This window comes from Acinetobacter sp. UBA6720 (assembly GCF_002454215.1).
In the GTDB taxonomy this organism is placed as follows: Bacteria; Pseudomonadota; Gammaproteobacteria; order Pseudomonadales; family Moraxellaceae; genus Acinetobacter.
Genome location: NZ_DKIK01000101.1, coordinates 1 through 25,916, shown reverse-complemented (window position 1 = coordinate 25,916; position 25,916 = coordinate 1). Strand labels below are relative to the sequence as shown.

Annotated in this window: 29 protein-coding genes and 1 pseudogene; 18 read left to right on the top strand and 12 right to left on the bottom strand. The window is 39.4% G+C overall.

Going from position 1 to position 25,916, the window contains the following annotated elements:
• On the top strand, positions 1-295 hold a 295-nt coding region (locus tag B4F08_RS09235), incomplete at its 5' end, for an IS30 family transposase (RefSeq protein WP_291374215.1).
• Between the two features lie 220 nt (positions 296-515).
• Positions 516-716: a hypothetical protein gene (locus B4F08_RS09230; protein WP_291374214.1), complete on the top strand. Its 201-nt coding sequence runs from the start codon at positions 516-518 to the stop codon at positions 714-716.
• Between the two features lie 74 nt (positions 717-790).
• Here B4F08_RS09230 and B4F08_RS09225 read toward each other — a convergent pair whose 3' ends face one another.
• On the bottom strand, positions 791-1,867 hold the full coding sequence (locus B4F08_RS09225; protein WP_291374213.1) for a UDP-N-acetylglucosamine 2-epimerase: 1,077 nt from the start codon (positions 1,865-1,867) through the stop codon (positions 791-793).
• 256 nt (positions 1,868-2,123) lie between these two features.
• Between B4F08_RS09225 and B4F08_RS09220 the strand changes: the two genes are divergently transcribed.
• Positions 2,124-2,573, top strand: a complete 450-nt coding sequence (locus B4F08_RS09220) for a pilin (protein WP_291374212.1) — start codon at positions 2,124-2,126, stop codon at positions 2,571-2,573.
• Between the two features lie 32 nt (positions 2,574-2,605).
• On the opposite strand, the gene bfr is transcribed toward B4F08_RS09220, so the two are convergent.
• The 6 genes from bfr to gmk form a co-directional block, all read right to left on the bottom strand.
• A complete protein-coding gene (gene bfr / locus B4F08_RS09215) occupies positions 2,606-3,070 on the bottom strand; it encodes a heteropolymeric bacterioferritin subunit Bfr (RefSeq protein ID WP_291374211.1) in 465 nt (154 codons plus the stop codon).
• A gap of 261 nt (positions 3,071-3,331) precedes the next feature.
• A complete protein-coding gene (locus B4F08_RS09210) occupies positions 3,332-3,526 on the bottom strand; it encodes a bacterioferritin-associated ferredoxin (RefSeq protein ID WP_010327639.1) in 195 nt (64 codons plus the stop codon).
• Between the two features lie 153 nt (positions 3,527-3,679).
• Positions 3,680-4,063 carry a RidA family protein gene (locus tag B4F08_RS09205; RefSeq protein ID WP_004691470.1) on the bottom strand — a complete coding sequence of 128 codons (384 nt, stop codon included), beginning with the start codon at positions 4,061-4,063 and terminating at the stop codon, positions 3,680-3,682.
• 70 nt (positions 4,064-4,133) lie between these two features.
• The gene (locus tag B4F08_RS09200; RefSeq protein ID WP_086209030.1) at positions 4,134-6,233 is read right to left on the bottom strand and encodes a RelA/SpoT family protein; all 2,100 of its coding nucleotides are present in this window, start codon (positions 6,231-6,233) and stop codon (positions 4,134-4,136) included.
• A 223-nt stretch (positions 6,234-6,456) separates the two neighbouring features.
• Complete coding sequence (gene rpoZ, locus B4F08_RS09195; RefSeq protein ID WP_086209029.1) at positions 6,457-6,738, bottom strand: DNA-directed RNA polymerase subunit omega; 282 nt, start codon at positions 6,736-6,738, stop codon at positions 6,457-6,459.
• Positions 6,739-6,815: 77 nt separating this feature from the next.
• Entirely contained in the window at positions 6,816-7,439 is a 624-nt protein-coding gene (gene gmk, locus B4F08_RS09190; RefSeq protein ID WP_291374210.1) for a guanylate kinase, read from the bottom strand.
• 134 nt (positions 7,440-7,573) lie between these two features.
• Between gmk and ispH the strand changes: the two genes are divergently transcribed.
• From ispH to rplS, 12 genes are all read left to right on the top strand, one after another.
• Positions 7,574-8,524 carry a 4-hydroxy-3-methylbut-2-enyl diphosphate reductase gene (ispH, locus tag B4F08_RS09185; RefSeq protein ID WP_291374209.1) on the top strand — a complete coding sequence of 317 codons (951 nt, stop codon included), beginning with the start codon at positions 7,574-7,576 and terminating at the stop codon, positions 8,522-8,524.
• A 165-nt stretch (positions 8,525-8,689) separates the two neighbouring features.
• The gene (locus B4F08_RS09180; RefSeq protein WP_291374208.1) at positions 8,690-9,124 is read left to right on the top strand and encodes a pilus assembly FimT family protein; all 435 of its coding nucleotides are present in this window, start codon (positions 8,690-8,692) and stop codon (positions 9,122-9,124) included.
• Between the two features lie 17 nt (positions 9,125-9,141).
• Positions 9,142-9,669, top strand: a complete 528-nt coding sequence (pilV, locus tag B4F08_RS09175; protein ID WP_291374217.1) for a type IV pilus modification protein PilV — start codon at positions 9,142-9,144, stop codon at positions 9,667-9,669.
• A complete protein-coding gene (locus B4F08_RS09170) occupies positions 9,662-10,582 on the top strand; it encodes a PilW family protein (RefSeq protein WP_291374207.1) in 921 nt (306 codons plus the stop codon). The genes pilV and B4F08_RS09170 overlap by 8 nt, the downstream gene beginning before the upstream one ends.
• Complete coding sequence (locus tag B4F08_RS09165) at positions 10,582-11,271, top strand: pilus assembly protein PilX (RefSeq protein ID WP_110974088.1); 690 nt, start codon at positions 10,582-10,584, stop codon at positions 11,269-11,271. The genes B4F08_RS09170 and B4F08_RS09165 overlap by 1 nt, the downstream gene beginning before the upstream one ends.
• A gap of 26 nt (positions 11,272-11,297) precedes the next feature.
• Positions 11,298-15,197, top strand: a complete 3,900-nt coding sequence (locus B4F08_RS09160; protein WP_291374206.1) for a PilC/PilY family type IV pilus protein — start codon at positions 11,298-11,300, stop codon at positions 15,195-15,197.
• 9 nt (positions 15,198-15,206) lie between these two features.
• Positions 15,207-15,731, top strand: coding sequence for a type IV pilin protein (locus B4F08_RS09155; protein ID WP_110974035.1), 525 nt, complete (start codon positions 15,207-15,209; stop codon positions 15,729-15,731).
• Positions 15,718-16,161 carry a type IV pilin protein gene (locus tag B4F08_RS09150; protein ID WP_110974036.1) on the top strand — a complete coding sequence of 148 codons (444 nt, stop codon included), beginning with the start codon at positions 15,718-15,720 and terminating at the stop codon, positions 16,159-16,161. The genes B4F08_RS09155 and B4F08_RS09150 overlap by 14 nt, the downstream gene beginning before the upstream one ends.
• A gap of 149 nt (positions 16,162-16,310) precedes the next feature.
• Positions 16,311-16,568: a 30S ribosomal protein S16 gene (gene rpsP, locus B4F08_RS09145; RefSeq protein ID WP_004718284.1), complete on the top strand. Its 258-nt coding sequence runs from the start codon at positions 16,311-16,313 to the stop codon at positions 16,566-16,568.
• Positions 16,569-16,593: 25 nt separating this feature from the next.
• Complete coding sequence (gene rimM, locus B4F08_RS09140; RefSeq protein WP_086209020.1) at positions 16,594-17,142, top strand: ribosome maturation factor RimM; 549 nt, start codon at positions 16,594-16,596, stop codon at positions 17,140-17,142.
• 27 nt (positions 17,143-17,169) lie between these two features.
• Positions 17,170-17,913, top strand: a complete 744-nt coding sequence (gene trmD, locus B4F08_RS09135) for a tRNA (guanosine(37)-N1)-methyltransferase TrmD (protein ID WP_086209019.1) — start codon at positions 17,170-17,172, stop codon at positions 17,911-17,913.
• 136 nt (positions 17,914-18,049) lie between these two features.
• Positions 18,050-18,421, top strand: coding sequence for a 50S ribosomal protein L19 (gene rplS / locus B4F08_RS09130; RefSeq protein ID WP_004974529.1), 372 nt, complete (start codon positions 18,050-18,052; stop codon positions 18,419-18,421).
• A 60-nt stretch (positions 18,422-18,481) separates the two neighbouring features.
• Here the strand turns inward: rplS and B4F08_RS09125 are convergent, their stop codons facing one another.
• From B4F08_RS09125 to B4F08_RS09115, 3 genes are all read right to left on the bottom strand, one after another.
• On the bottom strand, positions 18,482-19,453 hold the full coding sequence (locus tag B4F08_RS09125) for an esterase/lipase family protein (protein ID WP_291374205.1): 972 nt from the start codon (positions 19,451-19,453) through the stop codon (positions 18,482-18,484).
• A gap of 172 nt (positions 19,454-19,625) precedes the next feature.
• Positions 19,626-20,591 (bottom strand): esterase/lipase family protein, encoded by a 966-nt coding sequence (locus B4F08_RS09120; RefSeq protein ID WP_228156955.1) that lies wholly within the window; start codon positions 20,589-20,591, stop codon positions 19,626-19,628.
• A 54-nt stretch (positions 20,592-20,645) separates the two neighbouring features.
• Positions 20,646-21,680 carry a lipase secretion chaperone gene (locus B4F08_RS09115; protein ID WP_291374204.1) on the bottom strand — a complete coding sequence of 345 codons (1,035 nt, stop codon included), beginning with the start codon at positions 21,678-21,680 and terminating at the stop codon, positions 20,646-20,648.
• A 155-nt stretch (positions 21,681-21,835) separates the two neighbouring features.
• Between B4F08_RS09115 and truB the strand changes: the two genes are divergently transcribed.
• From truB to B4F08_RS09100, 3 genes and pseudogenes are all read left to right on the top strand, one after another.
• The gene (truB, locus tag B4F08_RS09110) at positions 21,836-22,741 is read left to right on the top strand and encodes a tRNA pseudouridine(55) synthase TruB (RefSeq protein ID WP_086209016.1); all 906 of its coding nucleotides are present in this window, start codon (positions 21,836-21,838) and stop codon (positions 22,739-22,741) included.
• Positions 22,742-22,774: 33 nt separating this feature from the next.
• Complete coding sequence (locus B4F08_RS09105; protein WP_291374203.1) at positions 22,775-23,542, top strand: sulfite exporter TauE/SafE family protein; 768 nt, start codon at positions 22,775-22,777, stop codon at positions 23,540-23,542.
• 162 nt (positions 23,543-23,704) lie between these two features.
• Positions 23,705-24,162: pseudogene (locus tag B4F08_RS09100) on the top strand (hemerythrin domain-containing protein).
• A 40-nt stretch (positions 24,163-24,202) separates the two neighbouring features.
• On the opposite strand, the gene B4F08_RS09095 reads toward B4F08_RS09100, so the two are convergent.
• Together B4F08_RS09095 and B4F08_RS09090 are read right to left on the bottom strand one after the other, a co-directional pair.
• The gene (locus tag B4F08_RS09095) at positions 24,203-25,075 is read right to left on the bottom strand and encodes an EamA family transporter (RefSeq protein ID WP_291374216.1); all 873 of its coding nucleotides are present in this window, start codon (positions 25,073-25,075) and stop codon (positions 24,203-24,205) included.
• 178 nt (positions 25,076-25,253) lie between these two features.
• Positions 25,254-25,916: EamA family transporter (locus B4F08_RS09090; protein ID WP_291374202.1), on the bottom strand; the 663-nt coding region annotated here is incomplete at its 5' end.

Below are 25,916 nucleotides of genomic sequence, written 5' to 3'. Positions count from 1 at the left end.
TACCGCAGATAATGGTAAGGAGTTCAGTCTGCATAAGTATGTTGCTCAAGAATTAGAACTAGACTGGTATTTTGCCGATCCTTATAGCGCTTGGCAACGAGGCACGAATGAAAATACAAATGGTTTAATCAGACAATACATTAAAAAAGGCAGTAATTTAAATGCCTATACCGATGAATATATCTCAGAAATCACTCAACGTTTGAATCATCGCCCAAGAAAAAGACTCAGCTTTAAAAGTCCGAGTCAGGTATTATGGCAACAACATGGTGTTGCACTTCAAATGCTAATCTAAGTTGTTTAAATCATATTTGTTTTTTATGTAATTAATAAGAGTTTGATCTTTCTCTATGAGAGGGAGTGTGACACCTGGATGTATAATAGTTAACTTATTATATGAGACTCCTTTGTGCAGACAGATATCCTATGTAGGTGTGCTGTTAGCTACCACTTTATCCGCCGAACGGATCATAGGTATCCAAATACGATTGTAAATTGGGTGGTAGTGAAATCTGATGAAAGGACTTGAGGAATATTTTATTTCAGAAAATGAATCGACCTTTATTCCCTTGGGTACTATTCACAGTTTGGAAAATCTAGGGTGCATTCCTTTGGAATTAATTGAAATTCAATCGGGTAGTTATATCGGAAAAGCTTATATTGTTAGCCTCAAAGATAATTTAGGTGAGTTTAATTTAGTATTGGCTTACCCATAGCTAATTAGACTAGAGAGTAAGCATTTTATTTTGGCTATTTGCAATATAAGGTGGGATTTTTAATAAATCTCACCTTATTTTTTACTTGTTTGGAAATAATTAGTAATGATCTTGCTAGGAGAGTTCTTTAAATTTGACCTATTTTTCTTCAATTTAAGAAAATTTTTACTCAAAATAAAATCTATTAAAATTGGGGTTTCATTTATAAGTATAGCATTGTAACCAATACCATCTTGTCTTTCTGTGGAGTCTCTTAAAATGACAGTTGGGTGACCGAAAAATGCTAATTCTTCTTGGTTTGAACCTCCATCAGTAATAACTACTTCGCTATTTAAAGCAAGTGTTAGGAAATTTTGGTAAGTCATTCTTGGTAATAAATGAATTCTTTTATTTTCTTCTAAATTATTAAACAAATCAAATTTTCTTAATTTTTTTTCGGTTGCTGGGTGTAATACAAAATTTAAAATATATTTTTGGGAAAGTGTGTGAAGCATCTTAGCAATATTATTCAAACGTTCTTGATTGTAAATATTTTGGAAGCGATGAATAGAAACGACGATAGTATTTGTAGAATCAAATACATTTTTTTTTGTAATATTTAAAAGATTAATACTATCAAGAATAGTATTACCAAAAGTATTTAATGCAGTTGTATTCGGGTAATACTTCTGCATATGGTCAAAGTCTTTTTGTGTTGGGCAACATGCAATATTTGTGGTTCTAAATACAATTCTACGTATAATTTCTTCAGGAAAAGGACTTAAGAGTTTATTTGATGTTAGTCCACTTTCAAGGTGAATAACTCTATTATTGGTTAACTTGGCGGATAATGCACTAGCAAGTGTTGTAAGTGTATCACCATGGACAAAAACATTTGCATTTTTGAAATTTTTTAAGTAATTAGTTAAAAGTTGGAAGATTTTTGGTAGCCAGCCTAACAATGATAAAATATTTGAATGTTCTTTGTTGTTTTTAATTAGATGAATTGGTTCTGCTTGGATTTTAAATTCATCAATCAGATCTTGCATAGTGTCTCTGTGTTGACCAGTGAGCAAGAAAATAACAGGCAGTTGCTCTTTTTCAAAAAAGTAAATTACAGGAGCAACTTTTATCAATTGAGCCCTAGTGCCAACAATAAAGATATTGCTCATAAGATTTCCTTTTTTAAACTATTAATTTTAATAGATTTAATTATTTTTTTCAAAGCTTTTTATTTGGTCTGAGTAATTTAGTATTATTTACAGATATAGAATTATTTGTATGACTTTTTTAAAATATCAATGATAAAAAATGTCACTTAATTAGGTTTAATATCTAATCGTTTTTATAAATTTGAATAAAAACAAACAATTATATTTTGGCACGATTTTTGTATTTTTGAGTTATGTCGGTCTTAGGGCGAATAAAATGCAAAAGGGCTTTACATTAATAGAACTTATGATTGTTGTTACAATTATTGGTGTTTTAGCTACAATTGCAATTCCAACCTATCAAAATTATACAACTCGTGCTCAGGTTTCTGAGGCTCTAGGCATGGTTAGTACTTATAAAGGGGATTTAATAGCTGTTTATAGTGATACTGGTGCTTGTCCTATATCGTTATCTGATATGGGTGTGGTATCTACGGGGTTAATTAATTCAAAATATGTACAAAGTATTGCATTAAATACAACTTATCCATTAGCTCTATGTGCTTTTGAGGTCACATTTAATAGTTCTGTTATGAATGCTGATGTTTCAGGCAAGAGGCTTATTTTTACAATGATGAATTATGCTGGTAATGGCTCTGCACATTGGGAGTGTGCATCTACAGAAATTAGGCAATTATATTTACCTACAGCGTGTAAAGGTATTTAATTTAAAGCCCGCTACAGCGGGCTTTAAAAGATTTACATTTGGCTCTGAATATAATTCTCAATACCCACAGTTTCAACCAAATCAAGCTGTGTGGTTGTCCAGTCTAACCATTCTTCTTCTTTTTCTAAGATTTCTTGCACAAGATCACGAGTGACATAGTCGAGCTGTTCCTCAGCGAGCTTCACAGCGACTTGAATGGCTTCAATGTTCTCATTGACCTTACGTACATCACAGTTCAGTACTTCAACCGTGTGTTGCCCGATATAAAGTTTGCCTAAGTGTTGTAGGTTTGGTAAGCCTTCTAAAAAAAGAATACGCTCAATGATTTTATCTGCATGTTTCATTTGACGAATGGATTCTTTATATTCGGCAGAGCCAAGTTGCTCAATACCCCAGTCATTAAACATGCGCGAGTGAAGAAAATACTGGTTAATTGCAGTTAAATGATGATAAAGCACCTGATTTAACTGATTAATTACATCACGATTGCCTTTCATGAGGAAGCTCCATTCAAACTGCTGCTAAAAAAATAATATCAATAACTTATGAGAAATATCTTAAACAACAATGCGATCTTTGGCGAGTAATTTATAGAACAGCAAATGAAAATCGCAATCAAAAGCATGCGGAATGAGAGTTGAATTTTCTGGTTACTTCAAGAAAAGAAAACCCGCCTAGAGTCATAAGCGGGGGAGGAGTTACTCATAAAGAGTAATTTTATAATTATGATTATTCTAAAATATGAAACAAATACTTATTTATGCCGCAATCGCCAAACGTGATGCAATCGCAGATACTTCAGCGCTAATGATCGAACGTGCTTCTGGTGCACAGCGCCCACAGCATGTGCCGAGGTCTAGCATCTCGCGGACTTCACGATAGCTTCCCGCACCATTTTCAACGGCATCTTTAATATCTTGATCTGTAATACCACGGCATAAGCACACGTACATTTCAGCAAGCCACATGAAATAAATAAGATAAGTGATATTATTGATAATTGTTATCGTTTGTCAATAAAAATCATTTGGAATTCCATTCGTTTTTATTGAGATTTTGGATAAAAAAAAGCCACTTGATCGGTGGCTTTTTTTTGAAATCATAACTTATTGATTAATAATTACAATGCCATCCATTTCAACGAGTGCATTTTTAGGTAAGCTCGCCACACCGAGTGCAGCACGTGCAGGATAGGGCTGTGCAAAATATTCGCCCATAATTTGGTTAACGAGTTGGAAGTTTGAAAGATCGGTTAAAAAAATATTTAATTTGGCGATATCAGCCAGCGTTCCACCTGCTGCTTCACATACGGCTTTTAGGTTGTCAAAAACACGACGAATTTGCGCTTCAATGCCTTCAACCAATTCCATACTATACGGATCTAAACCAATCTGACCAGAAAGATAAAGTGTATTGCCGACTAGAATCGCTTGTGAGTAAGTGCCGATTGCAGCAGGGGCATTTTCAGTATGAATTACTTGGCGGGACATCGTGTTCTCCTATTATGATTCACCATCAATCATAGCTTAGATTGGCATTAAAATGTGCAGATTTAAATAATTAACTCGCAACTGAGGTTTCAGAAAGGCTGACAGGTTGAGCCAGTCGACTGATGCGTGGGAAGCCAAAATGCATGCGTAAATCGCGGATAATTTTGGCAATTTGCTTGCGGTTATGCACGACCACATTGACATAGGTTTTATCATCTTGATTGCGGACCATCTCTACCCCGATTTTTTCTTTACGACATTGGTAGATTAGGTCGGAAATTTGCTCATCATCCATTGCCATATTAATGAGTAAATATGCAGTGAAACTAATTTCTTCTTCGTTTTCATTCGTCCATTGTAATGGCATGATGTTTTCAGGGTGCAGATGTTGTTCATGTAAGAGGTTGTGGCAACGTGCTCGATGGACAATCAGACCACGACGGGATAAGTGTCCTTGAATTGGGTCACCGAGTACAGGGTTACAGCAATGTGCATATTTAACATCGACTCCCTCAGTACCTTGGATCAGTCGATCAGACTCTTGTTGCCCTTGATCATGTGCAAATAAATGATTCGCAACCAGTTGTGGTAATAAATCACCTACGGCAATTTGCTCAAACAGTTGGTCTTTAGTTTCGATATGACGCCATTGTAGAAGCTCTAACCAGTCGGCTTCAGTTAAGTCTTTGATGGAGACATTAAATAGCTTTAAGGCACGATTTAAAGCTTGTTGACCCACTAAGCGTTGTTCTTCGATATCTTGATCGCGCAAAATATTTTGCAAAGCACGACGGGCTTTTTGTGTGTTGACGAAGCTGAGCCAGTCAGGGTTTGGGGTGGCTAAGACATCGGTGATAACTTCAATCACCTGGCCACTGTGCAATGGTGTAGAAAGGGGTTTGGTTTCCCCATTAATTTTTGCACCTACTGCATGGTTACCTAAAAATAAGCTGGCAGAGTAGGCAAAATCGACTACTGTTGCTCCTTGCGGTAATTCATGTAAATGACCTTGTGGAGTGTAGACCCATATTTTCTCTTGATGTAGATAGTCGAGTAATTCACTAAAGGTGGTCTTAGCACAGGCACCATCAATTAAGACATTTAAGTTCTGCATTGAGGCTTGAATTGCAGAGCGGCAAGCTTGTGGTGCACTGTCACCAAGCACCACGCCAAAACGCGCAGCTTTACGCATCAGTTCTGTTTGAATGGTTACTGATAGTGTCGTATTTTCACCTTTCAAACGTAGTAGTAATGATTGGTTACCACCAGGGAGCGGTTTGCGAATATGGTCTGCAAAATGCAAAACTTGAAAACTCTCACGCAACACCTCGGCTAAGCGGTCACAGTCTGCAATGCTATTTAAAATGATTTCAAAGGCATGGCTGTGGGTGAGTTCATGTAGATCAATGTCATTTTTGACAAAGTGGCGCAGTAGTTCAATATTGTTATTTTTCTTTTTAATACGACCTGAAATTTGATGGGTTTTCAGTAATTCGGTTAGATTATGTTCCCATTTACTTTGATATTCACAGCGTTTGGGTTTGGTTTGTAATAAAGCCTCTTGGACATTGTTATACATATCGAGATCGAGGTTTTGATAACACAAATGTTCAAGGTTATCGCCCATCTCATTCATACCAACAATACGTGCCATTGGAACAAAAATATCAAAGGTTTCTTGGGCAATACGTGCGCGTTTGTCGGGGCGCAGTGCATCCAAGGTGGTCATGTTATGATAACGGTCAGCCAGTTTAATAATAATGACACGAGGATCTTGTAGTGTTGCTTGCAGAATTTTACGGAATGAAGCCGCTTTATTATATTCTTTATCGCTCGACTGGCTGAGCTTAGTGACGCCATCGACAAGCTCTGAGACGGTTTTGCCGAATTTCTCAGCAATATCTTCTTTGCTAAAATCAGTGTCTTCAATGACATCATGCAAAAGTGCAGCCATGAGTGTTTCTGCGTCTAGACGCATATGCGCTAAAATACAACTTACGGCTATCGGATGTAAAATATACGGTTCGCCACTTTTACGGGTAATACCATCATGGGCAATATCCGCATAATCACAGGCCGCAAGCACACGCTCGACATCGCTTTCAGTTAAGTAAGCATCGATAATAGTTTTGAGCTGTTGTTTAGCTTGGCTGACCATTGGGCCTGGCATAAAACACCTTTAAGACGTAGCAATTACAAGAAAATTTTACTGATCATCTAATGAAAAACATATTGCATGAGTTGTCAATTTTTTCATTGGAATAAAAGCAAAAAAGATACACCTAAACCACGATGAATCTTATCTTCTAGTTATAACGTGTATTGCAGAAATATAAAAGTTATCCAATAAAAAAGCCTAGTTAAAAACTAGGCTTTTAAACGATAAATTTTTCTTACTGGAAAGAAAAACCATCTAAATTCAAATTGTTTGCAGAAAGGGCAAGATCAAGACTCGAAGTTTGGTAGTCTTGCTCACGTTGTTTCAAAATATCTTTAGAAACATGACCTACTGCGATTTCACGTAATGCAACAACAGTCGGTTTGTCATTGTCCCACTCAACAGTAGGTTCAATGCCTTGACGTGCCAATTGACGCGCGCGTTTGCTTGCCACTAGTACAAGCTCAAAGCGGTTGTCTACATGGTCTAAACAATCTTCAACGGTTACGCGTGCCATAAGAGTTCTCGTTATGAATGGGAAAATAAAACAGACTGTGCAGTATAAGGCGCTTTGTCTGTAGACTCAAGTTTTAATCACTTCTCTACAGGGGTGATCAGTTCAGAAATCATTTTTTGATGACGATTGGCTTGCTGAGAAAGAACAAGACGATTGGCAATAATCACAGACTCAAGATCGTGCAAGGCTTTATTAAAATCATCATTAATAATCACATAGTCGAAGTTGACATATTGTTGCATATCTTCAACCGCACAGCCTAAACGACGCTCAATCACTTCAACCGAGTCTGTGCCACGGTTCGATAGGCGTTGACGTAAGTCAAATTGGCTTGGAGGTAAAATGAAAATTTGTTTAGATTCAGGAAAAAGTTTACGAACTTGCTGTGCACCTTGCCAGTCAATTTCCAGTAGGACGTCATGACCTTTGGCCAATTGTTCTTTTACAGTGGCTTGTGCTGTGCCGTAGTAATTACCAAAGACTTCAGCGTATTCAATAAATCCACCTTGTCCAACCAATGTTAAAAAGTTGTCTTTTTCGGTAAAGTGGTAGTGAACACCATCAAGTTCGCCGGGACGTTGCCCACGTGTAGTATGAGAAACAGAAACGTGAAGATTCGTTACACGGTCAAGGAGGGCTTTTACGAGGGATGTTTTGCCTGTTCCTGAAGCTGCAGAAACGACAAACAAGAGACCCGACATGATATTTTTCCTGATATGATAAAATATCTTCTCTATTTTAGAGCAGACAAGGTTTAAACGAAATAGCTAGGCGTCACTTTGTTTGCATTTATTTTATTAGTTTCCGCTGATTGAAAAGTGGTATCGAGGAACATATGGAAATTGTATTGGCCAATCCACGTGGTTTTTGTGCAGGTGTTGACCGTGCGATTGCCATCGTCAATCGTGCACTTGAATGCTTTAATCCGCCCATTTATGTCCGTCATGAAGTGGTTCATAACAAATTCGTTGTGGATGATTTACGTCAACGTGGTGCAATTTTTGTTGATGAGCTAGATGAAGTACCAGACGACAATATTGTGATTTTTAGTGCGCATGGTGTTTCGAAAGCAGTACAGATTGAAGCTGAGCGCCGGGGTTTAAAAGTTTTTGATGCAACGTGCCCATTGGTGACCAAGGTTCATATTGAGGTGACCAAATATGCCCGTGAGGGTGTGGAGGCCATTTTAATCGGCCATGAAGGTCACCCTGAAGTTGAGGGAACCATGGGTCAATACGACCTAAAAAATGGTGGTGCAATTTATTTGGTGGAAGATGAAGAGGATGTCGCTGAGCTTGAAGTTAAACACCCTGAGCATGTGGCTTTTGTGACACAAACCACGCTGTCGATTGATGATACTGCTAAAGTGATTGATGCTTTGCGTAAAAAATTTCCTGAGATTCAAGGACCACGTAAAGATGATATTTGTTATGCGACTCAAAATCGCCAAGATGCGGTGCGTGATTTAGCGACCCAATGTGATGTGGTGCTCGTGGTTGGCTCACCAAATTCGTCAAACTCGAACCGCCTGCGTGAGCTTGCAGAGCGTATGGGTAAATCGGCTTATTTGGTTGATAATGCAGAGGAACTCCAACAAGCATGGTTTGAAAATATTGCTAAAGTTGGGGTTACGGCGGGCGCATCTGCACCTGAGATTTTAATTAAACAAGTCATCCAACGGTTACAGGATTGGGGTGCAACCCCACCGCAAGAGTTGGCTGGACGTGAAGAAAATATTACCTTTAGTTTGCCAAAAGAGTTACGTATTGCGGTAACTCAAGCTTAAAAGGTGTATTAGTTAACATTCTAATTTTATTGATAAATTGACAGATGATTGTAAATTGGCAATCATCTGTTTTTTTATGCCTTTTATCCTGTATTGTGTTGGTTGTGTAAAGAATTAGAATATGATTTTAAATAGGGTAAAGTTTTGTTGCCTTGGGGAGGGAGTATGCAAAAGAGATATAAAGGGTTCACCTTAATTGAATTGATGGTGACAATTGCGATTATGGTAATTATCGCGATGATGGCTGCACCTTCTTTTATGCAACAAGTCAGAAGAATCCAACTCAATAACGATGCTCACGAAGTTATTCAGCTTGCTATTGAAACTCGCTCAGAGGCAATTTTTCGAAAGCAGGATAGGCAAATTATTTTGACTTCTAGTGCTGGTTCTGCTTTTAAGAATTGGCAACCTTCTGAAAATACAAACTGGGTAAGCTCAGCCACTCCAGATGCTATGACATATAATTTTTTTGGTTATTTAATCGAAGATGCAGATTGTGTGATTTTGGAACATGCAAAGGACAACGCGTTGCGAGCAGTGATTCGTTTTAATAAGAATGGTTCTGTTATCTATGACAAGACCGCTACAAGTTGTGCTTGATGAGAAAAATGAAAATGATAAAAAAAACTCAAACTGGCGTGGGCTTAGTTGAAGTCATGGTTGCTTTACTCTTACTTGGTGTTGCAGTTCTAGGTTTTATTGCTTTGCAGGTTCGAGCAATTTCAGCTAGTGAAGAAGCAGGGCAAAACGTACAAGCAATGAACTTAGCAAGAGACTTATCAGAGCGTATGCGTATGAATAGGGAAGGATTGTTATCTTATGAACCTTCATCAAATACTCCTGCTGCTTGCGATGAGACGCAATATTGCAATCCAACAGATATGGCGCATTTTGAATATGCCCAAGTTGAGGAAAGGGCGGAACAGCAAGGGATGGCGATTAATATTTTAGATTGTCAGGGCGTTAATAATACCTTTAGGCGTAAGTGTATATATGTTGCTTGGGGTAAAACGGAAGCAACTGATGCATCTAGCACTTCATCTTCCTCCGATGCTTCAAGCGATGAAAGTGCGGCATGTACCAATGGAACATCTTATGAACCAAATGCACAATGCGTAATCATGGAGGTTTATAACTATGAGTAAATCTGCCCAACAAGGTTTAACTTTATTAGAGTTAATGGTTGCATTGGTATTAGGGTTATTAATCGTTGCTGCTGGCTTAGCTGTTTTCTTGAATGCACAAAGATCAATGGGTTTTCAAACTAGCATGGGGGACATACAACAAAATGCTAACTTTGGTTTATCAATGCTTACGCAAGATTTACGGCATGCAAATCTCAATACGCCTTCAGCACAGAGAGTAAATAATAAGCTGGTCGGTTCGGGTATTGTTTTTGTAAGTGATAATTTACCTGAAAATGTTAGAGATGATACGGAGGATCTTCTAACAACTCAAGGAATCAGTGAGGATGCGACTAAAGAGGATGAGAGTGATCAAATTACAATGCAATTTATGCCTGATGTCAGAGGCGATGATCAATTTGATTGTGAAGGAGCTGCAATGGTTGCTGGTAGGACGTATGTTTATCGTTACTACTTAGATAGATTGCCAAATAATCAGCAAATCCAAGGGAGTTTGGGCCGTTTTGGACTGTATTGTGATGCAGGGTATTATGTGGATAGCTCCAATAGTGTCGTAGGACTAGGCGAGAATGGTCAGCTTATTATCCAAAATGTAGATGCTTTTAAAGTCCGTTTGTTGGTTAAGAATCCTGATGGAAATTTACGTTATACGACAATAAATGTTTATAGAAATTCATTAATGCCAACATCTATTGTAGATGAAAGCATCTATATCAATGTTGTTGGAATTGAGTTGGGGTTATTGGTTACTTCGGCCCAATCCATTGGTACAGATGCTTCAATGAATACCAGAACTGAATATACAATTGCAGGTCAACCAGTTGAATTGAAAGATAATGCAAATAATGGCAAATATCTTAGACAAGCAATTACTCAGTTTGTGGGCCTAAGAAATACTTTGGGAGCAGAATGATGAAAAAGCAATTAGGTTCAGCTTTGATTATTGTACTTGTTATTTTGGTGCTCGTCACTTTAATTGGTACATTCGCGATTCGTTCAGGTATTTTGGGCTTAAAACTAGCAACAAATAGTCAAATCCAGTCTTTGTTATTAGAAAGTAGTAATTCTGCACTATTTAACTTGGAGGATCCTTCTCAGGTTAAGCGTCAGTTAGCAAGTGATGGAATGTATTATTATTTTGACATGAGTGAAAATGCTTCAGATGAGTTGGTTTTTTGTTATAGAGCATCGCAAAGCCAATTTTTTTCTATGAGCAATGCTAGTGTCATTGATTCATCAGGTGGGATTACGAAAAATGGTGTTGGTGGGTTTTGTAAAGCGAATGAGTTTGCTACTGGACGTTCAGCCATTCTATCGCAAGTATATTTAAAGAAAACAAATCAAAGTAATTCATCACCATTGTCAAATTTACCTTTAGGTTCAAGTGTTGGGGCGAATGAAACACCAGCAACTTTAAATGATATTTCAGCAACGGTTGTTTCTGTATTACCTAGCTTTGCTGATGCATCGGACGCTGAAATTCAAGAGTGTTTTAAACACAGAGCCTCTACGGTTAAAGAATGTTTTCAAGAGTTGAATATTCCTTTCAATATTCAACATGCAGACTATAAGGTTGGTGCACAACCTAAGCTGAAGTCATAAGTGCTAGGGTGTTGAGGAGTAATAAAATGAAAAAGTATAGCTATACGGCACTTGCTAGCATGGTATCTATGAGTATGACACTAATCGTCTGCCAAAGTGTTACACATGCCAGTGATATAGAAATTTATTCAAATTCTACGAATGGAAAAACAACAATTTCACTCATGTTGGATACTTCAGGGAGTATGTCAGTTGGTCAAGTTGGTAGTAGTGCATGTGATATTCCAAGTGGGTCTACAGGGACAGTAACAACAGGAAGTGTTTCATCAGTGACAACCCCTTCCTATACGCGAAGCTATTGTGAGGTTGGTGGCGGAGATGAAAGACGTTATTACTTTAAACGAAGTGCTCGATTAAATAATAACTATACTTGGTACACCTGTGTGGATATTAATGGTAGTACTGACAGAGGACAATGTAACCATGGTATAGCAACTACCCCGAACGTAGATGATTATACAGCTCGAAGATTTAATAGTAATGGTAATGCCCAAAATTGTAATAATAATAATGAGTGTTTTTACTTTAAGGATGTAACGATTAGTGGCAAGATTTATTATGATCGTTTGACGCGCCTCAAAGATGCAATTTTTGCTTTATTGGACAGTAATCTAATAGATCCCACACGTGTATCTATCGGTGTTGGTAATTTCTCAGCACAAAGTGAAAGTGATAATGTCTATACCAGTGCGGACGGCTCTTCTGGCAAAATGTTGGTACCAGCAGCTCTTTTAAATACAACTCAAAAAAATCTTATAAAAACAGCTGTTGCAGATTTACGTGGCTCTAATGGTACTCCAACTGCAAATGCATATGCAGAAGTTGGTGCTTATATGTTAGGAACAAATACTACAACGACTATTACAGGTATGCGGGAAGAGTATGTAAGTTCTGGAACAGATGGTTGGGGGCGAACAGTATTTTCAAAATGTGCGGGTTGGTCTGGATTTTCGTGCAATTCATATAATGGTAATCTTGGCACTGTTATTGGTTCAAGTGGATGGAGTACCCAGCAATGTGCATTAGGCTGGTCACCAGTAAGAACTTGTCTAGTGCAAAGTACAACATCAACTGCGGCTAATCTGGGTTATAGTGGATTCTCGAAATCAGTAACCTCTTCTAAAACCAGTACAAACTATATTAGTCCATTATCAACAACAAGCACCCAATGTAATGGACAAGGTATTTACTTTTTAACAGATGGTGAACCGAACAGTTCGCCAGTGCCTGAGCCGTTAATGAAAGCTGCTTTAGGTACTAATGGTTCAAGTTTTAGTATTCCTTTAACAGGAACTTTACCAAATGGGTCACAAGCTGGTCATGGTATGCCAGCTGTAGGCGAGTTTGCGAAAGCCTTACGAAGTAAAACAAGTAACCCAAAAGGCATGGAAATTAAAACAGCTGTGGTGGGCTTTGGTTCGGTTTTTGATGTTGATAAGCAGGCTGACTTAGATAAACCCGAAGTTGACCGTGTGATTCGCTCTTTAACAGATGCTAAGGGGACTCTCAGAGAGTATTATAATTGTTCAAAAATTCCAGTTGATAAGGTTGACGCGCGAAATGCATGTAACTGGGGTGCGCGCTCACACACCTCCCTACCAAATGTTGGTGGATTTGGTGAAGGTGGATTTTATTCAGCCCAATCTTCGGATGATATTATTACAAGTATTGTGAAGTTCTTAGATGAAGTAAAACCAGAATTTGATCCTGTTGTCACAGGTAGTCCGACTATCCCTGTGGATAGTTTAAATCCAACGACAGTATTACCATATGCTTATTATTCTTCGTTTATTCCAAAACCTCAAGAAAGCACTCAGTTATGGGTGGGCAACTTAAACAAATATAATATTTTCAATGGTCAATTATATAATGCCGATAATACAATTAAATTAATTAAGAGTGATGGCTCTATTGATAGGACTGCTGTCGGACTTTGGGGGGATGGTGTTGTTAGTCGTTTGCCACTAAGGACGGGTATAGAAGATGAGGTGCAATATACGCAGCGTAAGGTATTTACTAATAGAGCAATTGAAGGAACCACAACACCTTATACGGTTGTTTCCCAATCTAATAATTTAGTTGAAGTCAGTTTAGATTCATTATTTAGTGAAACAAATAATACCGATGATTCTGGGCTGTTGAAGAATGATCCTGACAAAAATTATTGGCTTAATGTATTGGGATATAATGTACCAATTGGGGAAAATGTGTCACGTGATCGTTTGACTGAAAAGCCTGAGTTAAGACAGTTAGGGAGTGTAATGCATTCAACTCCAATTCAACTAACACAAGAAGGGCGAGTGTATCTAGATAAAAATAACCAAATTAAAACGGAAAAAAGAAAAGATTACCTTCTGTTCGGTTCAACTCAAGGTATTTTGCATGTTGTTGATAGCGCAGGAAAAGAGGTATTTGCCTTTATTCCAAATGAAATTATGGAAAGACAGAAGGTTGCATTTTTGCCAGAGTCAAGTTCTACAGGTGGAAAGAATAATCTTTTTTATGGGGTAGATGCACCTTGGACTGCATATACAAAATATGTTTCCAAAGCGGATGGGACGTTGACGGTACAAGATTCAGGTCGACTCCTTAATAAAGATGATGAAGAAAACGATCAGACCATTAAAGGATTGCAATGGATTTATGGTGGTTTACGAATGGGGGGGTATAGTTATTATGGTTTAGATTTAACTTATGTATTGAAAGCTAAGTTAGATGAATCTAATCCTGCATCTGCCACACAACGGCCAAAATTAATGTTTGTTATAAACCCTAAAGCAGAAAATGCGTCAGAAGCTTTACAGCGCATGGGACAAAGCTGGTCTAAACCAACAATTACGCATGTGAATTGGAATGGTGAAAAGCGCTTGGTGATGTTTGTAGGCGGTGGGTATGATCCGATTTATGAAGATCCTGCTGCGAATCCAACATCATCTTTAGGGAACGGCGTTTATATGTTTGATGCAATGACAGGGGAACTACTCTGGTGGACTAGTTCAGAAGCTAGAACAGGTGCGACACAACAAACGATTAATACTGATTTGAACTACAGCGTTGTATCTCAAATTAATATTTTAGATAGAGATAGTGATGGTTTGGCTGATCATTTGTATTTTGGTGACTTAGGAGGGCAAGGTTTCCGTGTGGATATAAATAATGCAAAAGATGCAGACGTTTTTTCACCACGTGTGGTGACCTTATTTAAAGAAGCCCCTGAGGATCAATTAAAACCGCGCTTTTATGATATGCCGAGTGTTTCGATTCATCTTTCAGGTGGGAAATATTTTGCCGCAGTTGCCTTTAGCTCAGGAAATAGAAGTTCGCCATTAGCAGGTTTAGCAAATTCAAATACTGCAAGTGCTAGAGATGGGCTTTTTGTTGCATTTGATAATGATGTCGCAAAATCAACTTTATTTGATGATGATGTGACCCTAGACTCTGAAAATCTAAATTTAGAAGTATTGAACTTAGCTACTGGTGTACAACATAGTGATACTAATGGCTTTAAAGCAGGGTGGAAATATTATTACTCAAATAATAATGGTGAATATAAAGGTATGAACGGTCTTTATGCTTTAGATTCAATGTTATATGCGAATGTGTATCATCGAGATGGGGTTGGTATTGGTGGTAACTGCGGTGCAGGTGTAAAAGGTGACTCATATTTATATCAATTTTGCTTACCTACAGGGCGTTGTAGCTTTTATCTTGCCGCAACTACTGAACCGAATCGAGTGAAACTCGGTGGAGGGATTTTAGGTACTGGTGTTGGTCAAGGCTATTTAAATCAGGATGGTACACTTGGATTGGTTGTCAATCGAGATCCGAAAGATTGTGAGTTATCTGCAAATAAAAATAAACCAGAGTGCCAGTTGTTTGATAATAGCTCAAGATTAAAACAAATGCGCTGGTATGAGACACAGTAGGTAAAGCTTATGAAAAAAGAATTGGGTTTTACTTTAATTGAATTGATGATCGTTCTGGTAATAATCGCAGTTTTTGCTGCGATTACTGTGCCTAGTTATCAAGCCTATATTCAAAAAAAAGACTTAGCCATGGCGAAGCAAGAAGCTTTGAAAATAGCCAGTGAATTGGAGCGTTTTAAGAATAAGAATTTTAGTTATAAGGGGTTTGACGCAACTTATATTTACCCAAGTTATGATAATGCAAAGGGTGAGCTCTATTTACCTGTTGGCAGTGATGAAAGTGATGCGAAATATAAGCTAACGGTTGTTGATCTGGAAGTAAAGGATAGCTTATCTGATAATTCTTCTACAGTTTTAGGTTTAAACTGGGCAATAAAAGTTGAGAGGGTTACTGAAGATGGCGGTACGACATTAAAACAGCCTAAGAATTATGATCTATTACTTACTAGTACGGGTATACGTTGTATGACACGTACAGCTGATATGGTAAAAGATTATGAAGGATGTGGAGAGGATAATTATGAAAAATGGTAAATATGCTGGCCTGACATTAATTGAACTCATGATCGTTGTTGCGATTATTGCAATTCTAGCCGCTATAGCTTATCCCTCTTATACATCTTATAGAGTAAAAACAAATCGTGTGGATGTTCAAGCTCAAATGATGAATATTGCCCAGCGTTTACAGAGCTATAAATCTGTAAATCATAGTTATACTGGAGCAACTTTAGCAGGTCTTGGTATTTCAGCTACATATCCAAATAGTGGTGAATATACTTTAAATTTAGCGATTGATGCGGATAATCAAGGGTATTTATTAAAAGCAGAGCCAAATAGTTCGACAGTTCAAAAAAACAATGGTGAGATTTGTTTAAACCAAGACGGATTTAAGTTTTGGCAAAAGGGCAGTGATTGTGATGCTGGAAACCTAAGCAACCAATCTTCTTGGGACACTAGACATTAGGTAAATCCCAAATTCAAAATTGTGGATAAACAAATTTTGATCTTTCTTTCGCTCTAAAGATAACGTAAAATACTGCCCTCTATGAAAGGGGTTTGAAATGTATCGGTGGTCGATACAGGGATAATCCGTAAAAACTATAAGGTTGTATCATGGTAGTTATTCGCCTAGCACGCGGTGGTGCTAAAAAACGTCCGTTCTATCAAGTTATTGTAACTGATAGCCGTAATGCACGCGACGGTCGTTTCATCGAACGTATTGGTTTCTTCAACCCAACAGCTCAAGGTAAAGCAGAAAAACTTCGTTTAGATGCTGACCGTTTTGCGCATTGGGTTGCTCAAGGTGCTCAACCATCTGAACGTGTTGCTTCTTTAGCTGCTCAAGCTAAGAAAGCTGCAGCTACTGCATAATTTTTGATTAAGTAGTAGGTAGCCCATGACACCAACACAGAATGTTCCTGAAGATCGTATTCAGATTGGACAGTTGCGTTCAGCATATGGATTAAATGGGTGGCTCTGGATCTATTCCAATACAGAACCTATGAGCAACATTTTTGACTATCTTCCTTGGTATATTGAGACCAAAGAAGGTTGGCAAACAGTTGATGTAAAACGTTGGAAACCACATGGCAAAGGCTTGGTTGTTGCGTTGAAAGGTGTGATTGATCGCACTGCAGCAGATAACCTAGTTGGTGCAAATGTATGGATTTCAAAAGCGCAATTACCTCAAGCGGGTGTGGATGAGTTTTACTGGTCTGATTTGAAAGGCCTAACAGTGTTAGGTTTGGATGATGAGGAACAAGAAGTAAATCTCGGTAAAATCCATGAGCTGTTTGAGACTGGAGCGAATGATGTCATGGTGGTTCACGCAACACCAGACAGCATTGATCGCGAAGAGCGCATGATCCCATGGCATAAAGATGTGGTACAACGCGTTGATCTCGAAGCTGGTCGTATCTACGTTAATTGGGGCGTGGATTACTAACTATTTTTGGAAATACGGGGGTCTGCGATGTTTTTTGCAGTCATTACGCTTTTTCCTGAAATGTTTGAAGCGATTACAGCCTACGGTATTAGCGGGCGTGCAGCAAAAAGTGATTTAGTACAAGTGACTTGTATTAATCCTCGTGATTATGCTGAGGGCAACTACAAACGAGTGGATGAACGTCCCTTTGGTGGTGGTCCAGGTATGGTGATGATGGCTGAGCCTTTGGCGAAAGCGATTCAACATGCCAAAGAGCTTGCAGTGCAAGCAGGTGCAGTTCATGTTCCTGTGGTGTATATGTCACCGCAAGGAAACACCTTAAATGAGCATGCGGTACAACAGTTCGTCGACTATGATGGATTGATTGTGTTGTGTGGTCGTTACGAAGGGGTTGATGAGCGTCTGATCCAAAAATATGTAGATCAGGAATGGTCCATAGGGGATTACGTTTTGTCAGGTGGAGAGCTTCCTGCGATGGTTTTATTGGACAGTATTATTCGGAGACTTCCGGGTGCAATGTCTGATGAACAGTCTCATGTGCAAGACTCATTTGTGGATGGTCTTTTGGATTGCCCACAATATACCAAGCCAGACCATTTTGAAGGTTTGGATGTCCCTGAAGTCTTAAAGTCGGGACATCATGCCAATATTGAGAAATGGCGGTTTTTGCAGCGTTATCAACGAACCAAAGCACGCCGACCTGAGTTGGTGGAGAATGTTGAGTTGAGCAAGCAGCAAAAGAAATGGCTAAAAGATTTGGATACTCAATAAAAGTATCCTTTTAATAGGCTCTTTATGCATTGAAGTGGTCAGGCATAAAGAGAAAGCTAATCGGGTCTATGCGTTTTAGCCTCTATACCCAGTGGATCTCAGACCTCTTCTGACCCACACATATTGGAGATACCCCATGAGCGGTAAGCATCCTTTAGTACAAGCTGTAGAAAATGCACAGCTTAAACAAGACATCCCAGCTTTTGCACCAGGCGATACAGTAATCGTTCAGGTTAAAGTAAAAGAGGGTGACCGTGAGCGTCTTCAGGCATTTGAAGGTGTTGTAATTGCGAAGAAAAATCGTGGTTTGAACTCTGCGTTCACAGTACGTAAAATTTCAAGCGGTGTTGGTGTTGAGCGTGTATTCCAAACTCACTCTCCAATCGTTGCTAAAATCGAAGTGAAACGTCGTGGTGACGTTCGCCGTGCTAAACTTTACTACCTACGTGAGTTGTCTGGTAAAGCTGCACGTATTCGTGAAAAGTTACCAGCACGTAAACAAGGTTAATTTTAACTTTGCTTATTTGCTAAAAAATGCGCCATTAGGCGCATTTTTTATGTTTAAGTTTTACAGCCCTTGAAGTTTTAAGCGATTAGCATGTTGACGATAGACATCAACAGGGTCTGGAGCAAAAATAGAACGTAAACCAAAGAACTGGTTAATGACATCTAAATGGTTCCAGTTATAGTTATCGCGAACTGTTTTGCCATACTTTGCACTACAGCGTGAGACCAAGCCATCGTTATCATTTGGTGCTTGCATGAGTAAACCTGTTGCACCTAATAATGAGTCTGGATCAAGAATGTTGGTTAATGTTGAGTTCCCGGAGAAAGAATAGAAGTAAATTCCTTTCTCCATGGCCGTACCTTCGCCACAGCTTGTTTTTGGCATACCTAAAGCATATTTTTGTGAAAATGCTTTTGATCCTGCTTGACTTAAACTTTTTCCTGCACCAAGTGCGTCATGTGGTAGAGAGTTAGGGTCTTGCTGCTGTGCCCATACAATCGCCTTAGATCCAAAATTAATCAGCGCCACCAATGGCTGTTCCAATGGGGTTCCTTGTGCAGAAATAATCAGATCTGCAACAGGAGAGCCTTTTAAAGGGCTGGAAATAGCCGTTGCTGAAGCAATTTTATTGGAAGCAACATTGGAGACATAGGCAATGCTATGCCCACCATGGCTATGACCAAGCAAATTAACTTTAGCGGCGCCTGTAATGGCTAAAACTTCATCAACTTGTTGTAGTAGTTGCTCGCCACGAACCTCAGACGTGTTAAATGGAGAAACCCGTGTTGCCCATACATTTGCACCGTTACGGGCTAGGTCAGGCAAGATTTGATACCAATAATCCACACCCAGCTCATCCGTACCTGCACGAATCCAACCTCCCATGCCATGTGCAAAGACTAAAGGATATTTGGTCTTTGCGTAGCTAGAGGCAACATAGTTTGATTTAATTTGCGAAGCAGCCGCATGAGTTTGTGTTGCGGTCAGTGCGCAGGTCGATAGCAGTCCAGCTATCAATAGTCCATATTTCATTGATCATCCTCATTTTTTATTTTTTTGGCGACAATTTAAGTTGTCAAGATGAGTATAAAATGTGCGCTGTCACAGCGGGAAGAAATCCGATTAAATTAAGTACAATTTGTAACTGGATAATTCATAAAGCGCTTCTCTTCAAAACGCATGGGGTTTGAAGAGAAGCATATAATTAAAGCCCTTGAAGTTTTAAACGATTGGCATGTTGACGGTAAACATCGACAGGGTCGGAGCTAAATAGACCGCGTAAACCCATCACTTGGTTGACTTCATCTAAATGATTCCAATCATAATCATCACGAATGACTTTCCCAAAGTGTGTATTACAACGGGATACCAGCCCATCATTGTCTAAATTACCATATGCTAAAGGTCCTAATAGTGAGATTGCACTATCTGCGACATCTAAAATATTGGTGACTTGTGAAGTACCAGTCCAAGAGTAGTAATACACGCCATTACTTGAAGTTGCACCACTCTTATTACAGTCTGAGGCAAGCGCTGTGGTTGGGTATGTTTGATTAAAAGTACTAGACCCTTGTTCACTAATAGATGTCAGTGATGCGGTTAAGTTGCTTTTTAATGATGGATTGTTTTGACCATAGGCAATTAATGGACCAATAATATAATCCGCAGCAAGACTGAGCAGTTGTGTTCCACCTTCATTGGCGAGAAGTTTATCCGCTACTTTCGAACCACGGAAAGTTGCTCCAACACCTGTAAGAGATGCTACATATTGCGGTTTGACTGCCTCAATATAGCGGATGGTAGGCCCACCATGACTATGCCCAATCAAATTAACCTTGTCTTTTCCAGTAATGGCAATCACTTCTTCAACTTGTTGTAGCAGTTGTTCACCACGTACTTCAGTCGATTCAAGCGGTGAAATTTGTGCAGCAAAAGTCGTTGCGCCATTTCGAGCTAAATCGGGTAAAATTTGATACCAATAATCAAGCCCAAATTCTGCAACGCCCACACGACTAAAACCAAACATCCCGTGAGTAAAGAGGAGGGGATATTTTGTTTGTGCATAGGTACTTTTTACGGTTGCCGTTACCGTTTGTAGACCTGCGTTTGCTGTTGTTGAGCCGAGTCCAATACCTGCAACCAAGCTGAGTAGTGTCATTGTTTGTTTCATTATTTTCGTTTTAAACATTTTTTTTCATCCTGAAAAAAGTCGTGCCGTACAGATTTATTCTGCGTAAGGGAGTTTTCCCCCTGAATCATGAGTGGTTTCAAATGCTCCTAGTCGAAGTTGTTCTTGGGAATTGCTAAATTGTTGATCTCGAAGTTGTTGGATGGCTTGCTGTTGAGCACTTTGGCTCATGTTACTTTTTAAAATACCATCACGTTTTTCTAAGTAACTATTGACCCGGGATTTCCAGTTACCGCGATCTTGGTCAAGTTGCTCGAGCCGTCCTGTAGCTTCTACACCGACCAGATTGATGCGCATTTGACGTAGCTCTTCTACAGATCCGCCACGGGCTTTAATCTCTGAAGTGAGTTTGCGCAAATCTTCGAGTTTAGAAAGTTGTTCTAAATTCTCTTTCCAATCTTCTGGCAGTTGAGCAAATAATTCCTTCAGTTTTTGTGCTTTTTGTACTTCGTTTAATGATTTATCTGCCATGATGCTCATGCGATTTAAGGTGTACTCATGGTAGATATTTTCAGCACCAAATAAGCCTTCAATTTCATAGTCTGAAAAAAACTGGCTACGCAAGTTTTTCATGAGACCAAAAATCTTACGGTAATATTCAGGGTCTTCTTTACTTAGACTTGGCTCTTTTAAGCTGCCCAGTTGCACACGGTAGTTTAGATAGCGGCTCCAGAGGTCTAAGATCTGTTTTAAAGCAGGTTCTTTATAGCCTTGCTCTATATAGGCTTTAAAATCTTGTTTAATTTGGTCAATATTTTTTTCACCGTACTGGGTAATAAAATATTCAAAGCAATTTCGTGTTTGCTCATTCACAATCAAATGATTACTTGGATCGAGTGCAAGTTGGCAATTCACTTCAGTGTCTTGCTGGCTATTGCTTACAAAAGGGAGTGCTGTGGAGGATTGTAATCCTGATTTGGTCAATGCTGCACTCATATCATGTCCTGATGAGCGCATGGTGCTTTGCTCGTTGCTTGAGCCATCTGTAGCATTTGGCGCAAGCCAAATTAAAAAGCCAAGCACGACAATAACGATGACTGCGAAGAGCAACCATAATTTCTTTTTTTGCATATCCTATGCCTAAACGTCCATATTGTATTTTTTATGATGTTCATATGACTGAACATGTTTTATTTTGCAATGAGAATGCAAATAAACAACAGAAAAGTTGTAAAAACTGATGAACGGTTGATAGTATGACGACAGCTTTAAGACATGTGTATGTTATGAAATCATCTACTTCAAAAATCCAGCGCCGTGCAGTCAATGGGGTATTTTTATTGAATAAACCTCTGGGGCTGAGTTCAAATGCGGCACTGCAAAAAGTACGTTGGTTGTACCGTGCGCAAAAGGCAGGGCATACAGGAGCACTTGATCCATTAGCGTCGGGACTGTTGCCGATTTGTTTGGGTGAAGCAACCAAGTTTTCGCACTTTTTGTTGGACTCTGTGAAGCGCTATCAAACTACAATCCAACTAGGTCACAGTACCACCACAGGTGATGTGGAAGGCGAACGGCTGTTAGAGCAGGTTGTACCTGAGTTAAGCGAAGAGCTGATTGAAGCCATTTTGGCTCAATTTATGGGCGATATTCAGCAAGTACCACCGATGTATTCCGCTTTGAAGAAAGATGGACGTCCTTTATATGAGTTAGCTCGTAAAGGAATTGAGATTGAGCGTGAGTCACGCCCGATTACGATTTATGCGATTGAGTTGCTTTCATTCACAGCAGAAAGCTTAACCCTTGATATTACTTGTTCCAAAGGCACATATATTCGTGTTTTAGGCGAAGATATTGCGAAAGCATTGGGTACTTATGGTCATTTGACTTATTTACACCGCATTAAAACGGGTCATTTTGATCTGATTCCAAGCTATAGCATCGAGTATTTAGAAAGTTTGTCTGAACAAGAGCGTGAAGCACTGTTGTTACCTGTGTATGCTCCTGTAGATCATTTTCCGAAAGTACAAGTTCCAGAAGGGCGCAGTGAATACTTCAGTCGCGGTATGGAAAGTAATATTGAGCATACAGCAGAAGCACAGGTCTTGGTTTTCGATGGAGAAAAATGCTTAGGTTTGGCTGAAATTACCGAGAAGAAAAGATTGGTTCCTAAACGTGTTTTAAATCTATAATTAAAATATATCACTTGGTAAAAAGGAAAGGGTGTGGATATTGACATTATTATCAGTCTGATCTTTTTTGCCTTTTGTGCAGGGGCAATTGATGCTGCTGTTGGTGGTGGCGGGCTGATCCAAATTCCAGCCCTGATGAATGCTTTTCCTTCTATGGCGCCTGCAACTTTATTTGGCACTAACAAATTGGCGGCAGTCGTGGGAACAGCGACTTCCGCAGTCTCTTTTGCACGTAAAGTCCGCTTTGAATGGAAACTTTTAGCAGTAGTCGCAGTTTGTGCAGCGATCAGCTCATTTGGTGGTGCTGCCAGTGTTGCGATGATTCCGAAAGAAATTTTACAGCCTTTTGTCTTGGTCATGCTGATTGTGATGGCGGTATATACCCTCATGAAAAAGCAATTTGGACAAGTCCATATGGCACAACAGGTTACACCGAAAATTTTGCTTTTAGCAGGTGTTGGTAGCCTAGCCATCGGTTTTTATGATGGCCTGTTTGGCCCTGGTACGGGTAGCTTCTTTATTTTCTATTTTATCCGATATTTACGGGTCGACTTTTTACATGCAGCAGCACTGGCTAAAATTGGTAACGTAATGACCAATTTAGCTGCTTTGAGCTTCTTTATTCCCTCGGGTCATGTGCTCTTTGTTATTGGTGGTTTCATGGCGGTGGCGAATATGATCGGATCCATTTGTGGCGTAAAAATGGCGCTGAAATATGGTAGTGGCTTTATCCGTATTTTATTCCTCATCTTAGTTACGATTCTGATTTTAAGGCTCAGCTATCAAATGTTCTTTATGTAAAGACACAGCAGATTCATTCAAACTTTTATTACAAAAAGCGTGCAGACCATGACCTGACTTTTCATCTTTTTTGTTTAATATCAATAGAGCGTGCTTAACGCTGTGTAGAGATTCTTTGCAAAAAAAAGAGATGTTTTAGCTTGAATTGGACTGGAGCATAGAATGAATATATTTGAAGCTTTAAGAGAAAGTCATGTCATACAACGCAATTTGGCAGAACAATTGTTAAGCACCTCGGGCGATACGCCAGAGCGCCGTGAGCTATTTGAACGTCTCAAAATGAATTATTTGCTCATGCTGTTGCAGAAGATCGTTATTTTTATATTCCTTTAATGATGACCGATTCAGGCCTCAACATTACCCGTCATGCTTTGGCAGAGCACCATAAAATGGATGAGCTATTGGAACAACTGACCGAGACAGCGTTCTCAAATCCAGGTTGGTTGGCAATTGCAAAAAAACTATCGGAAACTGTACATCATCACTTACAAGAAGAGGAACATGGTTTCTTTCAGCAAGCCGGAAAAATTTTAGCTGACACGCAGAAGATAACACTTGCGGAGCAATATCAGCGTGAATATAGAAAATATAAAAAAATCGACAAAGACAGCTTGGCCTAAGGCTGTTTTCAAATAAAGTACGATTGTGATCTTTGCTGATTCAGACGCTTTCATCTGTGTCAGATTTAGCTCTAAATGTCACGCCGACAGAGGCCACCATAATGCAAAGCAACGCTAAGGTTTGCCACAGGCTAATTTGTTCTTTGAGTAACAACCAACCAGCCAAAGCGGCTAAGGCCGGGGATAAACTGGAAAGAGTACCGTAGCTGAGTTTACTCAAGCGTTTTAAGGCCATGAGGTCTAGGGCGTAGGGAATTGCGGTTGCCAATAGGGCAATCAATAAGGCTTTGGGCCAATATTCGGTTTGCATCAAGGCTGTTGGATTATGTGAGGCACTGATGGGTAACAGCAATAAAGCTGACATCACAATTGCAATACTGAGAGCATGCATGCCGATATTTTGACGGACGACTTTTTGCCCAAAATAGATATACAGTGCCCAGCAGGCTCCTGCCGACACTGCAAATACTGCACCTAAGAAAGAAAAATTACTGGCGTTGGCCTGATGCCACGGCACCATGAGTGCAATGCCTAAAATGGCCAATCCGACCCAAATATAATCACGTTGTTGCTTGATCGACAGTAGTGCCAAAGTCAGAGGACCTAAGAACTCTAAACCGACGGCAATACCTTGAGGAAGTCTACCTAGCGAAGCGTAAAATAAAATATTCATGAGGCATAAAGCTGCTGTATAGCTGAGTAAATCTTTCCATTTTAAATGCGGTAGGCGTTTGATAATGCTCCATGAGCGGAACATCAGCACAATTAAAATTGCGGCAAAGCACAGTCTAAGGGTCACCACGGTGAGGGGATCCAGTACTGCAATCAACTGCTTGGCAAAAGAAGCACTGATTTGATAGGACAGCATGGACAAGGCCATGAACATCACTGCCATCAGTTGAGAATTAGGCATCATGCATGCATCAGGTCATGGTGACCTGTTATTTTAAGAAGGTGGATTAGTATAGCGATTTCGCTCTGCATGGGGATGCGAAATCAGCTGAATTTTTTAAATGCAACAACATGAATTTAAAAATAATGTGTACGCAGGCATGATGCTAATTTTTAAATTCAAATAACACTAAATACTTTCACTGTGTGATTTGACGTGCTTTTTGCGCGGTATAAGTACAACCAATGGATGTCATGATAATGACACTCAAGGCAAGCCACTGAGACCACAGCAGTTTCTCACCTAAAAATACAAAACCAGATAGTGCTGCAATCGCAGGCTCTAGGCTCATGAGCGTACCGAAGCTTAAAGCGGTTAAATTGCGCAGTGCAATCATTTCCAGACTAAACGGTAAGGCGCTGGCTAAAACAGCTAAGGCAATAAAATAAATTAGATTTGAGGGTTCAAACACATTTGCAGATAGACCGCTGAACAGTGCGAGAGGCATTAATATTAGCATACCGACAAACATGCCTAAGCATACGGTATGGTTGCCTGAAATACCCGATGGGCGCTGTCCCGCCACGATATACAAGGCCCAACATGCACCTGCACCTAGTGCAAATACAATCCCAAGAGGGTCTAAAGGTTGAGCTGCTTGGTCGAAAGGGAACAGTAAAACCAAGCCTAAAATAGCTAGCCCGACCCAAACAAAGTCAAAGCGTTGTTTGGCATAAAACAGAGCGACACTGAGTGGGCCAATAAACTCAAACGACACTGCAATGCCGAGCGGCAGGCGAGCAATGGATAAATAAAACAATAGGTTCATGCCTGCCAAAGCAAAACCATAGCTGATGATGGC

Bases quoted from the DNA above. Each gene is read 5' to 3' on its own strand.
- truB (WP_086209016.1), top strand. From the start codon at position 21,836: ATGAAATCATCTACTTCAAAAATCCAGCGCCGTGCAGTCAATGGGGTA.
- rimM (WP_086209020.1), top strand. From the start codon at position 16,594: ATGACACCAACACAGAATGTTCCTGAAGATCGTATTCAGATTGGACAG.
- B4F08_RS09095 (WP_291374216.1), bottom strand. From the start codon at position 25,075: ATGCCTAATTCTCAACTGATGGCAGTGATGTTCATGGCCTTGTCCATG.
- B4F08_RS09155 (WP_110974035.1), top strand. From the start codon at position 15,207: ATGAAAAAAGAATTGGGTTTTACTTTAATTGAATTGATGATCGTTCTG.
- B4F08_RS09120 (WP_228156955.1), bottom strand. From the start codon at position 20,591: ATGAAACAAACAATGACACTACTCAGCTTGGTTGCAGGTATTGGACTC.
- B4F08_RS09165 (WP_110974088.1), top strand. From the start codon at position 10,582: ATGAAAAAGCAATTAGGTTCAGCTTTGATTATTGTACTTGTTATTTTG.
- rpsP (WP_004718284.1), top strand. From the start codon at position 16,311: ATGGTAGTTATTCGCCTAGCACGCGGTGGTGCTAAAAAACGTCCGTTC.
- rplS (WP_004974529.1), top strand. From the start codon at position 18,050: ATGAGCGGTAAGCATCCTTTAGTACAAGCTGTAGAAAATGCACAGCTT.
- B4F08_RS09210 (WP_010327639.1), bottom strand. From the start codon at position 3,526: ATGTACGTGTGCTTATGCCGTGGTATTACAGATCAAGATATTAAAGAT.
- B4F08_RS09225 (WP_291374213.1), bottom strand. From the start codon at position 1,867: ATGAGCAATATCTTTATTGTTGGCACTAGGGCTCAATTGATAAAAGTT.
- B4F08_RS09115 (WP_291374204.1), bottom strand. From the start codon at position 21,680: ATGCAAAAAAAGAAATTATGGTTGCTCTTCGCAGTCATCGTTATTGTC.
- B4F08_RS09160 (WP_291374206.1), top strand. From the start codon at position 11,298: ATGAAAAAGTATAGCTATACGGCACTTGCTAGCATGGTATCTATGAGT.
- B4F08_RS09125 (WP_291374205.1), bottom strand. From the start codon at position 19,453: ATGAAATATGGACTATTGATAGCTGGACTGCTATCGACCTGCGCACTG.
- gmk (WP_291374210.1), bottom strand. From the start codon at position 7,439: ATGTCGGGTCTCTTGTTTGTCGTTTCTGCAGCTTCAGGAACAGGCAAA.
- B4F08_RS09230 (WP_291374214.1), top strand. From the start codon at position 516: ATGAAAGGACTTGAGGAATATTTTATTTCAGAAAATGAATCGACCTTT.
- bfr (WP_291374211.1), bottom strand. From the start codon at position 3,070: ATGAAAGGCAATCGTGATGTAATTAATCAGTTAAATCAGGTGCTTTAT.
- trmD (WP_086209019.1), top strand. From the start codon at position 17,170: ATGTTTTTTGCAGTCATTACGCTTTTTCCTGAAATGTTTGAAGCGATT.
- rpoZ (WP_086209029.1), bottom strand. From the start codon at position 6,738: ATGGCACGCGTAACCGTTGAAGATTGTTTAGACCATGTAGACAACCGC.
- B4F08_RS09170 (WP_291374207.1), top strand. From the start codon at position 9,662: ATGAGTAAATCTGCCCAACAAGGTTTAACTTTATTAGAGTTAATGGTT.
- ispH (WP_291374209.1), top strand. From the start codon at position 7,574: ATGGAAATTGTATTGGCCAATCCACGTGGTTTTTGTGCAGGTGTTGAC.
- B4F08_RS09220 (WP_291374212.1), top strand. From the start codon at position 2,124: ATGCAAAAGGGCTTTACATTAATAGAACTTATGATTGTTGTTACAATT.
- B4F08_RS09180 (WP_291374208.1), top strand. From the start codon at position 8,690: ATGCAAAAGAGATATAAAGGGTTCACCTTAATTGAATTGATGGTGACA.
- B4F08_RS09205 (WP_004691470.1), bottom strand. From the start codon at position 4,063: ATGTCCCGCCAAGTAATTCATACTGAAAATGCCCCTGCTGCAATCGGC.
- B4F08_RS09150 (WP_110974036.1), top strand. From the start codon at position 15,718: ATGAAAAATGGTAAATATGCTGGCCTGACATTAATTGAACTCATGATC.
- B4F08_RS09200 (WP_086209030.1), bottom strand. From the start codon at position 6,233: ATGCCAGGCCCAATGGTCAGCCAAGCTAAACAACAGCTCAAAACTATT.